Origin of the sequence: Maricaulis sp., assembly GCF_030149515.1 — a bacterium.
In the GTDB taxonomy this organism is placed as follows: Bacteria; Pseudomonadota; Alphaproteobacteria; order Caulobacterales; family Maricaulaceae; genus Maricaulis.
This window is the reverse complement of record NZ_JASBRI010000002.1, coordinates 30977-44386: the sequence shown is the minus strand read 5'-3', so window position 1 is coordinate 44386 and position 13410 is coordinate 30977. Positions and strand designations below refer to the sequence as shown.

17 protein-coding genes are annotated in these 13410 nt (G+C 64.9%); 6 read left to right on the top strand and 11 right to left on the bottom strand.

Annotated elements, in window-relative coordinates:
• Window positions 1–6: 6 nt before the first annotated feature.
• Both plsY and dprA read left to right on the top strand, forming a co-directional pair.
• The gene (plsY, locus tag Q1U94_RS01360) at window positions 7–630 is read left to right on the top strand and encodes a glycerol-3-phosphate 1-O-acyltransferase PlsY (protein ID WP_300541148.1); all 624 of its coding nucleotides are present in this window, start codon (window positions 7–9) and stop codon (window positions 628–630) included.
• The gene (gene dprA / locus Q1U94_RS01355) at window positions 627–1787 is read left to right on the top strand and encodes a DNA-processing protein DprA (RefSeq protein ID WP_300541146.1); all 1161 of its coding nucleotides are present in this window, start codon (window positions 627–629) and stop codon (window positions 1785–1787) included. Before plsY ends, dprA begins: the two co-directional genes overlap by 4 nt.
• Before the next feature lie 6 nt (window positions 1788–1793).
• Here dprA and Q1U94_RS01350 read toward each other — a convergent pair whose 3' ends face one another.
• The 4 genes from Q1U94_RS01350 to Q1U94_RS01335 all read right to left on the bottom strand — a co-directional run bounded on the left by Q1U94_RS01350 (window position 1794) and on the right by Q1U94_RS01335 (window position 4050).
• On the bottom strand, window positions 1794–2012 hold the full coding sequence (locus Q1U94_RS01350) for a hypothetical protein (protein ID WP_300541144.1): 219 nt from the start codon (window positions 2010–2012) through the stop codon (window positions 1794–1796).
• A 64-nt stretch (window positions 2013–2076) separates the two neighbouring features.
• Window positions 2077–2538 carry a DnaJ domain-containing protein gene (locus Q1U94_RS01345; RefSeq protein WP_300541142.1) on the bottom strand — a complete coding sequence of 154 codons (462 nt, stop codon included), beginning with the start codon at window positions 2536–2538 and terminating at the stop codon, window positions 2077–2079.
• Between the two features lie 3 nt (window positions 2539–2541).
• Window positions 2542–3429 (bottom strand): division plane positioning ATPase MipZ, encoded by an 888-nt coding sequence (locus Q1U94_RS01340; protein WP_300541140.1) that lies wholly within the window; start codon window positions 3427–3429, stop codon window positions 2542–2544.
• A 48-nt stretch (window positions 3430–3477) separates the two neighbouring features.
• A complete protein-coding gene (locus Q1U94_RS01335) occupies window positions 3478–4050 on the bottom strand; it encodes a hypothetical protein (protein ID WP_300541138.1) in 573 nt (190 codons plus the stop codon).
• A gap of 133 nt (window positions 4051–4183) precedes the next feature.
• Here Q1U94_RS01335 and panC point away from each other — a divergent pair, with 133 nt between their 5' ends.
• From panC to Q1U94_RS01320, 3 genes are read left to right on the top strand one after another with little or no spacing between them, the layout of a single operon-like run.
• Window positions 4184–5050 carry a pantoate--beta-alanine ligase gene (gene panC / locus Q1U94_RS01330; protein WP_300541136.1) on the top strand — a complete coding sequence of 289 codons (867 nt, stop codon included), beginning with the start codon at window positions 4184–4186 and terminating at the stop codon, window positions 5048–5050.
• A gap of 50 nt (window positions 5051–5100) precedes the next feature.
• Window positions 5101–5874 carry a glutaminyl-peptide cyclotransferase gene (locus tag Q1U94_RS01325; protein WP_300541134.1) on the top strand — a complete coding sequence of 258 codons (774 nt, stop codon included), beginning with the start codon at window positions 5101–5103 and terminating at the stop codon, window positions 5872–5874.
• Window positions 5875–5925: 51 nt separating this feature from the next.
• Window positions 5926–6357 (top strand): hypothetical protein, encoded by a 432-nt coding sequence (locus Q1U94_RS01320; protein WP_300541132.1) that lies wholly within the window; start codon window positions 5926–5928, stop codon window positions 6355–6357.
• Window positions 6358–6361: 4 nt separating this feature from the next.
• Here Q1U94_RS01320 and Q1U94_RS01315 read toward each other — a convergent pair whose 3' ends face one another.
• A complete protein-coding gene (locus Q1U94_RS01315) occupies window positions 6362–6799 on the bottom strand; it encodes a DUF1489 domain-containing protein (RefSeq protein WP_300541130.1) in 438 nt (145 codons plus the stop codon).
• Window positions 6800–6908: 109 nt separating this feature from the next.
• On the opposite strand from Q1U94_RS01315, the gene Q1U94_RS01310 reads away from it, so the two are divergent.
• Window positions 6909–7334, top strand: coding sequence for a hypothetical protein (locus tag Q1U94_RS01310; protein ID WP_300541128.1), 426 nt, complete (start codon window positions 6909–6911; stop codon window positions 7332–7334).
• On the opposite strand, the gene Q1U94_RS01305 is transcribed toward Q1U94_RS01310, so the two are convergent.
• The 6 genes from Q1U94_RS01305 to Q1U94_RS01280 form a co-directional block, all read right to left on the bottom strand.
• The gene (locus Q1U94_RS01305; RefSeq protein WP_300541126.1) at window positions 7331–8053 is read right to left on the bottom strand and encodes a hypothetical protein; all 723 of its coding nucleotides are present in this window, start codon (window positions 8051–8053) and stop codon (window positions 7331–7333) included. The genes Q1U94_RS01310 and Q1U94_RS01305 overlap by 4 nt on opposite strands.
• A 103-nt stretch (window positions 8054–8156) precedes the next feature.
• Window positions 8157–9110 carry a hypothetical protein gene (locus tag Q1U94_RS01300; RefSeq protein WP_300541124.1) on the bottom strand — a complete coding sequence of 318 codons (954 nt, stop codon included), beginning with the start codon at window positions 9108–9110 and terminating at the stop codon, window positions 8157–8159.
• 101 nt (window positions 9111–9211) lie between these two features.
• Window positions 9212–11212 (bottom strand): acetyl/propionyl/methylcrotonyl-CoA carboxylase subunit alpha, encoded by a 2001-nt coding sequence (locus tag Q1U94_RS01295; protein WP_300541122.1) that lies wholly within the window; start codon window positions 11210–11212, stop codon window positions 9212–9214.
• A gap of 6 nt (window positions 11213–11218) precedes the next feature.
• Window positions 11219–11995, bottom strand: a complete 777-nt coding sequence (locus tag Q1U94_RS01290; protein WP_300541206.1) for a DUF817 domain-containing protein — start codon at window positions 11993–11995, stop codon at window positions 11219–11221.
• 96 nt (window positions 11996–12091) lie between these two features.
• On the bottom strand, window positions 12092–12886 hold the full coding sequence (locus tag Q1U94_RS01285) for an enoyl-CoA hydratase-related protein (protein ID WP_300541120.1): 795 nt from the start codon (window positions 12884–12886) through the stop codon (window positions 12092–12094).
• Between the two features lie 127 nt (window positions 12887–13013).
• The gene (locus Q1U94_RS01280) at window positions 13014–13406 is read right to left on the bottom strand and encodes a hypothetical protein (RefSeq protein WP_300541118.1); all 393 of its coding nucleotides are present in this window, start codon (window positions 13404–13406) and stop codon (window positions 13014–13016) included.
• Window positions 13407–13410 lie beyond the last annotated feature (4 nt).

Genomic DNA, 13410 nt, shown 5'->3' with positions numbered 1-13410 from the left:
TCGGTCATGCAACCCCTATACCTCGCAATCGCGGCCCTCGGCGGCTATCTCTTCGGCTCAATCCCGTTCGGACTGGTGCTGACACGTCTGGCCGGGCTGGGCGATATCCGCGCGATCGGTTCGGGCAATATCGGTGCGACCAATGTACTGCGCACCGGGCGCAAGGACCTCGCCGCCGCCACGCTGCTTCTCGATGCCGGCAAGGCGGGCATTGCCGCGGCGGTCTTCGGATTCGCCTTCGACACCACTGCAGGGCTCGTCGCCGGCGGCGCCGCCTTCATCGGGCACTGCTTTCCGGTCTGGCTGAAATTCAAGGGCGGCAAGGGCGTGGCCACCTTTGTGGGAACCATGCTGGTGGTCTATTGGCCGGTGGGGCTGATTGTCATCGGGACGTGGCTGGTCATGGCCGCCATTTTCCGCATTTCGTCGCTGTCCGCACTGGCCGCTGCCCTGGCCGCACCGATGGCCGCCTGGCTGCTCGGCCGACCGGACGCCGCCATCATGGCAGCCTGTCTCACCGGGCTGATCTACTGGCTGCACCGGGCCAATATCGCACGTCTCATCAAGGGCGAGGAGCCACGTATCGGCGGCAAGAAGGCGGCCGGGCCCGCCGATGACGGCACCGGGTGAGCGAAGGCGGACCCAGCCACACCGAAAGGGTGATGTGGCTGCGCCTGGCGCGCACAAACGGGCTTGGCCCGGTCAATTTCGCCCGCCTCATCGCACGCTACAAAACTGCAGAAGCCGCACTCGACGCCCTCCCCGGCCGTGCCCGCAAGGCCGGAAAGCCGCCGCCCGGCATCCCGGCGCGTGAAGCCATCGAGGCCGAGCTGGACGCGGTCGAAACCTTCGGCGCCCGCCTGATAATCCCGCCCGATCCGGACTTCCCGGCGCTTCTGGCCGCCATCCCCGCGGCCCCGCCGGCCCTCGTGACCATGGGCAATCCGGCCCTCGCCGACAGGCCTTGCTGTGCCATGGTCGGCGCGCGCAACGCTTCCGTTGCCGGGCTGCGCTTTGCCCGCGAACTGGCACACGGGCTGGGTCGCGAGGGCGTGACGGTGGTGTCGGGCCTGGCTCGCGGCATCGACGGGGCGGCCCATGCCGGTGCACTGGAAACCGGAACCGTGGCCGTCCTGGCCGGCGGGATCGATCACATCTATCCGCGCGAACACGCCGGTCTGCACGATGCCATAGCGGAACAGGGCCTGCTGGTCTCGGAAACGCCCCTGGGCCGGGTGCCCACGGCGCGGGACTTCCCGCGGCGCAACCGGCTGATCTCCGGGCTTTCCCAGGCCACGCTGGTGGTCGAGGCCGCCCTGCGCTCGGGCTCGCTGATCACCGCCCGTTTTGCCGCCGAACAGGGCCGTGACGTGATGGCCGTACCCGGTTCCCCGCTGGACCCGCGCGCGAAAGGGTCGAATCAGCTGCTGCGTGACGGCGCCCATCTGATCGAAAGTGTCGAGGACGTGCTCGCCGTCCTCGCCGCGGCCCAGACCCTGCCGGCCCCGCCCGGACTGGCCGACAGCGGCGCGGCCAGCGAGCCCGACTGGTCCTGGCTTGACGCGACTGACGACACGGCACCTGCGGCGGCGCCTGAGCATGATATGCCGGAGGCCGCGGACCCGGCCGACCGGGTGCGCGCCCTGCTCTCGCCGGCCCCGGTCTCGCCGGACGAGCTGGCACGCCAGGCCCGCCTGCCGGTCGGCACCGTCCAGGCCGTGCTGATAGAGCTGGAATTCGACGGATCGCTGGCCCGGCTGCCGGGCGGGCTGGTGCAGCGGACCTGACCGGGGTCAGCGCGCCTCGTCCTCGTTTTCGATCAGCAGGCCCTCGAGCTCGACCATCAGGGCGGCCACTTCGGCCAGGGCCGCCGAGCGCGACAGTCGTGCCTGATAGCATTGCTCGCTCAGGGCCCGCATATCGAGCGCGATGCGGTCGGCGTCCTCACCGTGCGGATAGATCGGCACCTTGGTATAGCCGAACAGATCGCCTTTTGGCTTGCGCCTGCCCATCCCGCTCTCCCTCCGATTGACGCTACGATACAACCTCAGGATATAGCACAACCTGTGATGGCGGTCACATCTCCCCGAGATGATCGAGCAATACATCGCGGGCTTCCTGGACCTGGCGAGCCAGAGCCGCCGACCCTTCGCCGGTATCGGGATGAATCTTCTTCATCAACTGCCGGTGCGCCCGGCGAATCGTATCCGCATCGGCGTCCGCATCCACGCCGAGGATCTCGCGCGCTTCGGCTAGGCTCATGCGGCCCGGCTGCGCCGGCGCCGGTCCCTGCGACCCGCCTTGCCCGCGCTGGGGTTTGCGGGCCGCGTGGCCCAGCATGCCCAGGCCGAACAGGCCGATCGGCGCCCCCAGCGCCACCGCGCCGCGCAGGCTGATCACCACGCCGGCGATCAGCGCCCCGCTGCCCAGGATCATCCGCACCAGCCGCGCCGCATCCTCGGTCTTCTTGCGCGAGAACCACCAGGCCGTGCCCAGGCAGGCGGCAAGCAGGAGGGATCCGAAGACAAAGGCAATCATGATCTAGAACGGAATGGTCTGCCCTTCGAGACCGGGCAGTTTGAGCACGATCAGCAGGTCGCGCAATTCCTGGCGCGCCGCCACGTGACTCATGGTGAAGGTCACGGTCGACCCGTCTTCGGTGAGATCCAGCAGGGTCAGCCCCAGCGGGAAAAGTTCGCGATAGATGACACGTTCGGCAAAGCCCGGCGCCAGGCGGAAACCGATGCGCTGGGACAGCATTTTCAGTCCCTCGCCCACACGGCGCTTGTTGCGGGCGTCCAGCATGGAAATGCGGTTGCGCATCACGACCCAGTCAATCGAGCGCTTCTGCAGCGCCGCCTTGCGCTTGCGGCACTCCCAGACCATCTCGCTGTACAGGCTGGGCTTGCCGACCTGAAAACTTTCCGGATCGATCTCGGCCAGGAGGTCGAAATCGATGAAGCTGTCATTCACCGGCGTGATGATGGTGTCCGCACTGGAATGGGCCAGACGGGAATAGAGCGTGTCGGCGCCCGGCGCATCGATGACGATGAAGTCGCAGCGCGTTTTCAGATCGCTCAGGGCCTCGGAAAAGCGTTCGGTTTCCTCTTCTTCGGCCAGGTCGAGATCCCGGTGAGTGGACGGCGCAAGGGCGATTTCGTCCGGCCGCGGCAGACCGAGCCCATGCTTGTCACACCAGGCCACGCGATTGCCGAGATAGCGCCCGAAAGTGCGCTGGCGCAGGTCCAGATCCATCGCGCCGACCGACTTGCCCATCCGCATCAGGGCGACAGCAAGATGCATGGCGACGGTCGATTTCCCGGCCCCGCCCTTTTCATTGCCCACGACAATGACATGCGCTTCGCGAATGCCCTCGCGCACACGCCCGAGGGGGCGCGAGGGCAGACGGAAGCCGGTGTGTTTCGTCATGACAACCCAATCCCTTTCGCGGCCCCCTCCCGGCCGCGAATGTGTGGCTCAGCGATCCGTCAGCGGCCGGCCGGTGAAATCGACGGCACGGCAATACCGGCCCGCTGCCTCCAGTTCGCGGCAGAGCGCCCGGGCACCGTCCGCGCTGTCCAGCGGCCCCGCCTTGAGCCGCAGAAAATCGCCCTGGTCCGGGATATGGGCGAGTTCGAGACGCGCGTCCAGATCGGCCAGCATTGAATGCGCGGCGCGCAATTCCGCCCAGCCGCGGCGTGCCATGTCCTCGCGCCGGTAGGAAGCCAGGTGCACGGCGTGCATCAGGCTCCGGGCTCCGCTCATCTCAAGGATGGCCATTTCGGCAGCCGGAGCAGGCCTGTCGCCCGCAGGCGACGGAGCCACGGGAAATTCCACGGGCTCGCCGGCCTCCCCATTGGCGCTGGCGCCGACCAGGGCCGCCGCCAGGGCCCGCAACTCCGGATAGACCCCCTCCAGTGTCTCGGGCTGGAAACGCGCGAGGTGCGCCAGTTCACGCGCCGTCGCATCGGCCAGCCGGGCCGGCCCCGTCGATGCGACCTGCGCCTCGATCGCGGCCGGATCGCTGATAGCGGGGTCGCTTGTGGTCATGCATCCGGCAAGACCCAGGGCGAAAAGAAAAACAGGCAGGATTTTCATGGCGCTGTGTATAGAACGAGTCGGACTGCTTGCTTCAATCATCGCTTATTATTATCCCCCAAGCGGTCAGTGCTCCGGACCCGCCATGCTGAACCTTCAAATACCTCACGCCACCACCGTTTCCGCCCTGCGCGCCCGCATCCGTTCGTGGCGCGAGGACCGGTTACGCATCGGCTTCGTACCCACGATGGGCGCGCTTCATGACGGCCATATCTCCCTGGTCCGCCTCGCCAAGACGCATTGCGATCGTGTGGTGGCCAGCATTTTTGTCAATCCCAGGCAATTCGCACCCGGCGAGGATCTCGACGCCTATCCGCGTACCGTCGTCGAGGACGCGGAAAAACTGGCCACAGCAAAGTGCGACCTCATCTACCTGCCGGCAAACGGGATCATGTATCCGGAGGGGTATTCGGCGACCGTCTCGCTCGGGGGGGCTGCAGAGGGGCTGGAAAGCGAGGCCCGGCCTCACTTTTTCGACGGGGTGGCGACTGTGGTTGCCAAACTCTTCAACCAGGTCCGCCCCGACATGGCCTTCTTCGGCGAAAAGGACTATCAGCAGCTCATGGTGATCCGGCAGCTGGTCCGGGATCTCGACTTCCCCATCGATATCGTCGGCGGAGAAACCGTACGCGAAGCGGACGGCCTGGCCATGTCCTCGCGCAATGTCTATCTCTCGCCGGACGATCGCGCACGCGCAGCCCGGCTGAACGCCATTCTGAATTCTTTCGCCGCGGCGCTGACGGCGGGCACGCCCCGGGCCGACGCTCAGGCCGACGCCCTGAAAGCCGCGCAGGACGCGTTCGACGCCGTGGACTATATCGAGGCCCGGTGTGCGGCGACCCTCGCCCCGCTCGACGAGGGGCCGATCGACCGCAATGCGCGCGTACTCGGTGCCGTCCGGCTGGGACGTACGCGGCTCATCGACAATATAGCGGTGAAACGGCCTTCCTGACGCCCGATTTCCGGCTAAGCTTGCGAACCGACAAGCCCGTGGAACCGTTCATGTTCGCCCGCACCCTTCTGACCGCTCTTGCCAGTTTCACCCTCCTGCTGCCGGCCGCCGCCGCGCAATCACCGTCCGTCGAACGGGCCGCGATCGTCGCCACCTATCCGCACGACCCCGATGCCTTCACCCAGGGCCTCTTCATCCATGGCGGCCTGCTCTATGAGAGCACCGGGCAGATCGGCCGGTCCAGTCTGCGGCGCGTCGAGCTGGACACGGGCGACGTTCAGCAGCAGGCCGATATCGAACCGCCCTATTTCGGCGAAGGATCGGTTCGGTTCGGCGACCGTATCTTCATGCTCAGCTGGGTCTCGGAAACGGGTTTCATCTTCGATGCCGACACATTCGAGCGGATCGGCACTTTCAGCTATCCCGGCGAAGGCTGGGGCCTGACCCATGACGGCTCCCGTCTTGTCCTGTCCGACGGCAGCGCGCGCCTGCGCTATCTCGACCCCGACACGCTGGAGCAAACCGGCACGCTGGACGTGACGCTGAACGGGCGGCCGGTACGCCGCCTCAATGAGCTGGAATGGGTGGACGGGGAAATCTGGGCCAATGTCTGGCAGTCTACGATGATCGTTCGCATCGACCCCGGGACCGGCTCCGTCACCGGCCTGATCGATCTGGAAGACATTGTTCCGGACAATCTTGAGGGCAGCCGCGACGCCGTTGCCAACGGAATTGCCTGGGATGCGGCAACAGGCCGGATCTATGTGACCGGCAAACTCTGGCCGGTTCTGCATGAAATACGGATTTCAACCGAAGTCAGGTAGCAAACGTCCCGGCGGCATGCCACACAGTCCCGAGCGCCCGGAAGAGAACCTATGCGAGCCCGTAACCAACCAGACCTGACCGGCTTCAAGTTCCTGTTCTGGGCAGCCATCGGCCTTCTCGTCGCCTTGGATATCTATCTGAGTGTCTGGGTCTTCTGGATCATCAAAATCGTTGTGAACCCGAGCCCGCTGCAGGCATTCGGCATCGACGTCTACAACGCCGTCACCTCGCTCAATGCGCTGGACTATGCCCTTTTCACCTCCATGGCCGTCTGGATGTACGTGACGTTGGGTCTGATACTATTGCGCTCTCGCCTGAGCCTCTACACGCATGCCGCTGCGATCGTTTCCCATGTTACGCTGTGGCTGCGCCTGCTCGGCAATCCCTATTATTCGGGCGATTTGGGTGTCCTCATCCTGCCTATGGAATTCCTGATTCTGACCTTGCTGGTGCTTCTCCTGCGCGCCGGACGCCTGCGCTGACGCGCTACCAGGCACCGATTTCCATCAATTTGGCCCGCAGATCTTCGGGCAGGCCTTCGCCGCCCTCGCCCGGCCCCGCCAGATCGCGCGGCGCATCTTCCGGCTTCAGATAGCGCCAGCCCTGAAAGGGCCGCCGCGGTGTCGGTGCGGTGCGGATGACGTCCGGCGCCATGACGATGGCGCAGCGCTTGATCCCGTCGTCGCCCTCAAGCGTTTCCAGCGCCACGATCTCCGAGCGGCACTGGATCGAGCCGGCGATCACCCAGTAGAGCGAACCGCCATTTTCCACCTCTTCGCGACGGGCCGGCGTCATGCGGGTGACATGCACCATGACCGGCGGCTCTCCGGCAGCCTGTCGCGCCGCGATTTCACGCGCCCGGTGGGCCTCGAGCTGTTCCACCGAAGAGACGCCGACACAGAGTTTCACAAGGTTCATGGCCATGACCGAGAGTTAGGCCGACTCCACGGCGCGGTCAAAATCACGCAAACCGGGTTTGCAGCGGTGCTGCGCGCGCCCTACGCTCCCTGGCGGGGATTCGGGGATAATCTTCATGTCGCGTTCGACGTCCCGCACCGCGGTTTCGGCCGCCTATGCGACCGCTTGTGTTCTATTATTGGTTCAGACCGCCTGGGTGGCGTTCTGGCTGCTGGCGATTCCGGTGGTATGGGCCGGCTGGTGGGACGGGCATGTTGCCGGACTGGACGGGCGCAATATCGTCGCCCACATGCGGCTCTACCTGCTGCCGGTGGCCTTCATCTACCTGGCCAGCATTCCGGCCGCGCTGGTCTGCTTGTTGCGCGGCCGGAAAACGGCCTTGTGGATCTACCTGTTCTCGGTCAGCCTGCACGCGGCAATCTGGTTCAACCTGCTGACCAATCCCTACTACGATGGCCGGTTGTCGGGGATCGTACTGGCCCTCGAGACCGCGATCGCTTTCCTGCTCTACCTGCTGGTCCTCTGGCGCCGGCTGCACTAGCGGGCGCTGTCGCCGAGATATTCGATTTCCGAGAATTCCAGCTCGACACGTTCCTCGAAACTCTGGAAGGCTGCGCTGCCGGACACGGTCTGCGTCATGCGCGTCAGCACGGGCGCCGGCAGGCCGTCGAGTTCGGAATACTCCTGCTCCATTTCGAACGCATGGACCCGGACCGCAAAATGCGGCTTGAAGCTTTCCGGCGCCCAGAGACGGAAACGCCGCACGCCGGCCGGTTCGCCGCCGACAGTCACCTCGCCGCACAAATGCTCGGCAAAGGCCGCCTCTTCCTCGTCTTCGGGATCGAACTGCGGCCGGAATGTATAGGTCAGGTCCGCCCCGCCCCCCCCCCCGCCGGACAGTTCCAGCGTACCAGGCTGGAACGCCACATCGCCGGCGCTGAAGAAAAGGCCGCCATCCTCGCCCTCGTCATCGCCTTCATCGACGATATCCTCCCAGATTTCGCGCTGGGCATCGGACATTCCCGCCTCGTCGGGCGCGATGAGGGTCCAGCGCTCCTCCACGGGCCGGCTGCCATCGAAATGAGCGACGACACTGCCCTCCGCCCCCGTGAAGGTCAGCAGGAAGCGCCAGTGCGCATCGTCTCCCTCGGGCACGGCGCGCTCCAGCGCGGAAGCGAGTTCGGTCGGCACGGCACCCTGGGACCAGGCAGGCACGCCGCCCAAAGCCAGGCACAGCGCAGGCAAGACGAGCTTGTTCATGGTTCTCTCCGAATACAGGTCCCTCACTCCGGCCGATACCACCTGCCGGGCGCCCTGTGTCTTAAATCATGGACAGATTGCCTGCGCTTCGTGCCGGACGCGGCTATGCCACTTGCCGGTCCACAAACCCCTCGGGTGCTGCAGGATCGATGTCGAAGGTCCGCTCGCTCTTGGGCATGGGCCGCTGGCGTTCACCGAGCAGTTTGATTTTAACTTTCACCATTGCCGTCAGCAGACGTTTGCCCAGGGCTCCGAAGCCCTCGGTCGACGTCGAGCGGGGCTGATATCCGAAGCTGCGCCGCATCACGCCATTGGCGTAAAGGACGGCATTCTGCAGCCGCGACTGCGGCGTGGATATCTCGAACGGCACGGAGACGTTGATGCCCGACTGGTTCTCGATCCGGTGCGGTCCGTGCAGCGGCCAGTTGGCGGCCATGCCGGGATGCAGGTCCACGGTGAAGGCGTCGGCGTCCCAGGCCGGATCGAATGCGACATCCTCGGTCTTGTCCTTGTGCAGCACGCCCTCGACGTCATCCGTGTTCAGATACGGCAGGCGCGGCGGATAGGTTCGGAAGCGCTTCACCCCGCGCATGTGCCAGAGCATCGTCTCCGACACGTCCGAATGCAGGAAGACCTGGGCCGTGGGAGAGGAGATGAGGATGCCCGCCTCGGCCAGCAGCGGCTTGAAACCGGGGTCGGCCCTTTTCATGTCGTCCAGCATCTTTTCGAAAATCGGCCGGTATTCCGGGTCGAGATCCATGGCGTGACGCAAATTGATCCACAGCTTGCCCTTGCGCACGGCTTCGAGTAGCTCCAGGCCAGACAGAGATCCGGGATCGCCGGCGCGCCAGCTTTCATGGTCGGTGGCATCGTCGCCCATTGTACAGAAATCGATCAGATCGCGGGGGTGCCGCTCGATCAGCGCGGCCAGCGCCATATCCGAAAAAGCGTGATGTTCGTGATAGTTATGCCGAATAACGACGGGTTCGCGGCGAAACTTGCGCCGCGCCTCATCGGACCATTTGCTCGTGAATCGATCCAGATAAGTGTCACGCATTGAACCGGCTCCCTTGGTTTCCCCCCGGGAGGAGCAAGGAAAATGCCAGTTTCGCGTGACGGGCGTATGGTTTGCCGAGCGGCGCGCGAAAGGCGGCTCGGCTAGGCCGCAGCCTCCTCCTCGGCCAGGCTCACCAGCACATCGCCCTCGGCCACCTGACCATCGGCCTTCACGGTGACCTCGGCGATCACGCCGTCGCGCGGAGCGCCAAGGGCGTGTTCCATCTTCATCGCCTCGAGCACGACCAGCGCCTGCCCCTTCGCGACGGTGTCGCCCGGCTTCACATGCACAGCCAGAACCTTGCCGGGCATAGGAGCCTTGACCACGCCGCCCGCCTCGGCCGCATCCGCGAGCGCATCAGGGTGCGGATCGGCGAACGCGGTCATCCGGCCGTGACAGGCGACCAGCATGCCCGCATCGACACGCTCGCAGACCGCGAGCCAGCGCTTGCCGTCGACCCGCGCGAGGAAGCGGAAACCCAGATCCGTCTCCTCGACATCGAGATCCGTCAGCACGCTCTCCTGGCCAGCCGCCCGGACAGTCACTTCCCCGCCCCGGACCGACAGCACGGCCTCGACGGGCTCGTCACCCACTTCGAATCGGCAGGACAGGTGCGGATCGCCGTTCAGGCGCCAGCCATCGGCCGCGTCGAACGGGTCGAGAGCCGCACCGAGCAGGGGCCGCAGATCCAGCGCGGCCAGTGTGGCGAACGCCGCATCCGCCGGGCGGACGGCCGGGGGGATCAGCGTGTCGATATGGGTTTCGATGAAACCGGTGGAGAGTTTGGCCTCCAGAAAATCCGGATGCAGGGCCGCACGGCGCAGGAAACCCGCATTGGTCTTCACCGGCCAGACAACCAGATCGTCGATCATGGCCGCCAGGTCATGCGCCGCCTCGCGCCGGGTCGGGGCATGGGCGATCAGCTTGGCGATCATCGGATCGTAGAAAAGCGAGACCTCGCCCCCTTCCTCCACACCCGTATCGACGCGCTTGCCCCCCCCGGTGCGCGGCAGGTCGAGCCGATCGAGCGGTCCCGTCGAAGGCAGGAAACCGCCGGCCGGATCTTCCGCATAGAGCCGGGCTTCCAAGGCGTGGCCATGGGCGCGGATCGTATCCTGTTCCGGCACCGATCCTCCGGCGGCCACCTTGAGCTGGAGCTCGACAAGATCGAGCCCGGTGATCATCTCGGTGACCGGATGTTCGACCTGGAGACGGGTATTCATCTCCATGAAGAAAAACCCGTCCTCACGCAGGGGACCGGACCCGTCAACAATGAATTCCACCGTGCCCGCACCGACGTAGTTCACGGCCTTGGCGGCGTTGATTGCGGCCGAACACATGGCCTGGCGGACTGCCGGTGTCATGCCCGGCGCCGGGGCTTCCTCGATCACCTTCTGATGCCGCCGCTGGAGCGAGCAGTCGCGCTCATACATGTGCACGACCCGGCCACGGTTGTCGCCGAAGATCTGGACCTCGATATGACGCGGATTGGTGATGAATTTTTCGATCAGCACCCGGTCGTCGCCGAAACTCTTGGCCGCCTCGCGCTTGCAGCTGTCCAGCGCGGCGGCGAAATCGGCTGCCCTCTCGACCTTGCGCATGCCCTTGCCGCCCCCGCCGGCGACGGCCTTGATCAGCACCGGAAAGCCGATGGTTTCCGCGGCATCGGCCAGCAGTTCGGGATCCTGGTTCTCACCGTGATAGCCCGGCGTGACCGGCACGCCGGCCTCTTCCATCAGCGCCTTGGCCTGATCCTTCAGCCCCATCGCCCGGATCGCGCCGGGCGGCGGGCCGACGAATACGATTTCGTTTTTCGCACAGGCCTCGGCGAAGTCGGCATTCTCGGACAGGAAGCCATAGCCGGGATGGATGGCATCGGCGCCGGTCTGTTTCGCGGCCGCAATGATCTTGTCCGCCAGCAAATAGCTCTCCGACGCCGGCGGCGGACCGAGCAGTACGGCCTCATCGGCTTCGCGCACATGCGGCGCATCGGCGTCGGCCTCGGAATAGACGGCGACACAGCGAATACCCATGCGATGGGCGGTTTTCATGATGCGGCGGGCAATCTCGCCGCGATTGGCGATGAGGAGCGTCTTGATCATGGAGGTCTAGGACTCGCTCTGTGGATCTTTGTGACGGTATTGCACAGCGGCCACCAGGACGAAACTGATGATCATCAGGAGGTACCAGGACCCCAGCTTGGACAGCGAGACCATGTGCCAGGCCAGCTCCTGACCCGGATAGGACCAGGCGCGGGCGAATGTGCCGATATTCTCTGCGAACCAGATGAACAATGCGACCAGTACGAAACCGATCACCAGCGGCATGGGCCGGTGCGCCCGGTCGGGCCGGAACCAGACCACGCAGCGGCCATAGATGAGAACGGTCGCAGCGAACAGGGCATGGCGGAAATCGAACCAGAAATGATGCAGAAAGAAATTTACATAAGCCGCTGTTCCCAAAAGATATTGCACCCATAGAGGCGGAAAGCGGTCGAAGCGGAATTCGAAGATCCGCCAGACCCGGGCCAGATAGGATCCGACCGCGGCATACATGAAGCCGGAAAAGAGCGGCACGCCGGCAATCCGCAGCAGGCTGTCCTCGGGATAGACCCAGCTGCCTGCATAGGTCTTGAACACTTCCATCGCCGTGCCCACAACGTGGAAGACTGCGATCACCTTCGCCTCCTCCCAGGTCTCAAGCCGTGTCGCAACCAGCGCGATCTGGATCGCCAGGGCCGCCAGCGTGAGAAAATCATAGCGCGCCAGGACGGCACCCCCCGGATACCAGAGGAATGTGCCCAGAAGCAGCGCCAGCATGAGCCCGCCAAACAGGCACGCCCAGGCCTGTTTGATGCCGAAGGCGAGGAATTCAAAGGCGCCCAGCGTCCAGGGCCCGCGTACGAACCAGGCCCTGAGCGCCTCGCGCCGGACATGGAGCCAATTGCGGGGATTGGACAGACCGGTCAGCGCAGGGCCCGCCTATTCCGCCCAGTTCGGCATGCGCCGCTCGAGAAAGGCAGCCAGGCCTTCCTGGCCTTCTTCCGACGACCGGCGCCGGGCAATGGCTTTGGCAGTGTGGACGGCCAGGCCGTGATCGATCTCCCGGCCGAACACGTCCTCGACCAGCTGTTTGGCATCGTGAACGGCCCCCGGTGCGGCGGAAAAGGCGAGCTTGGCCAGATGCTCCTCCATCTGGGTCATCTCCTCCATGTTCTCCACCGCGTATTGTGCAAGACCGATCTTTTCGGCGAAGGACCCGTCGAAACCCTCGCCGGAGGCGAACAGGGCACGCGCCCATTTCGGGCCGATGGCACGAACCACGAACGGCGAAATCGTTGCCGGAGTGAGGCCCAGGCGCACCTCGGAGAAGCGGATGCTGGCGTCCTTCATCACCACACCGACATCGCAGGCCGCCAGCAGGCCGGCGCCGCCGCCCATCGCCGCGCCGTGAACCAGCGCCACGGTGAGCTGAGGCAGTTCGTAGAGGCGGCGCAGCATGGTCGCCAGCGCCATGGCGTCCTCTTCATTGTCGAGTTCGGTATAGTGGGCTGCGGCCTTCATCCAGTCGAGATCGGCGCCCGCCGAAAAGCTCTTGCCGGCCCCCCGCAGGAAAACGATACGCACACCGTCCTCATTGGCACGCAACGTCTCGAACATATCCGACAGGGACGCGATCACCTCGGCATTGAAGGCATTGTGCTTGTCGGGGCGGTTGAGTGTGATCACCGCCACACCGGCCGGGCTGACATCGAGCAGGACGGGCGCGTCGGACATGGGAATCTCCGTTATTCTCTGCGGGGTTCATTCTGTCTCTGGCTTACCGCCACAACACGCCATCAACAATGAAAAAGGGCCGCCGGCAAAGCCGGCGGCCTCTCATCCTTGCCCGAATTTCAGCGGATCAGTCGCCGCGGAAGACCAGACCCTTCAGGATCGACAGCACGGTGATCGCGATCAGATAGCCGATCGCCATCGCGCCGAGATAAAGCAGGTAGTCCGTCTGCGTGAATTGCTGGATGAAGGCGTTGAAATCGAAACCGTCCGCACCGCCGCCGCGCACCATCGGCATGACGGTATCGACGATGACGTGGATGATCACACCCACCACGGTGAAAATCAGAATGGCACCGAATTCACGCATCAGAAGGGCCAGCACCAGGGCAATCACGCCCAGCTGGATACCCAGCGGCATCCAGTCCACCACAGCGCCGTCTCCGGCGTGCGCCAGCAGCCCCGGCATGAAAAAGTCAATAACGGGCTGAAGATAACCCATGATTTGATCGAGAAATTCCATTGCG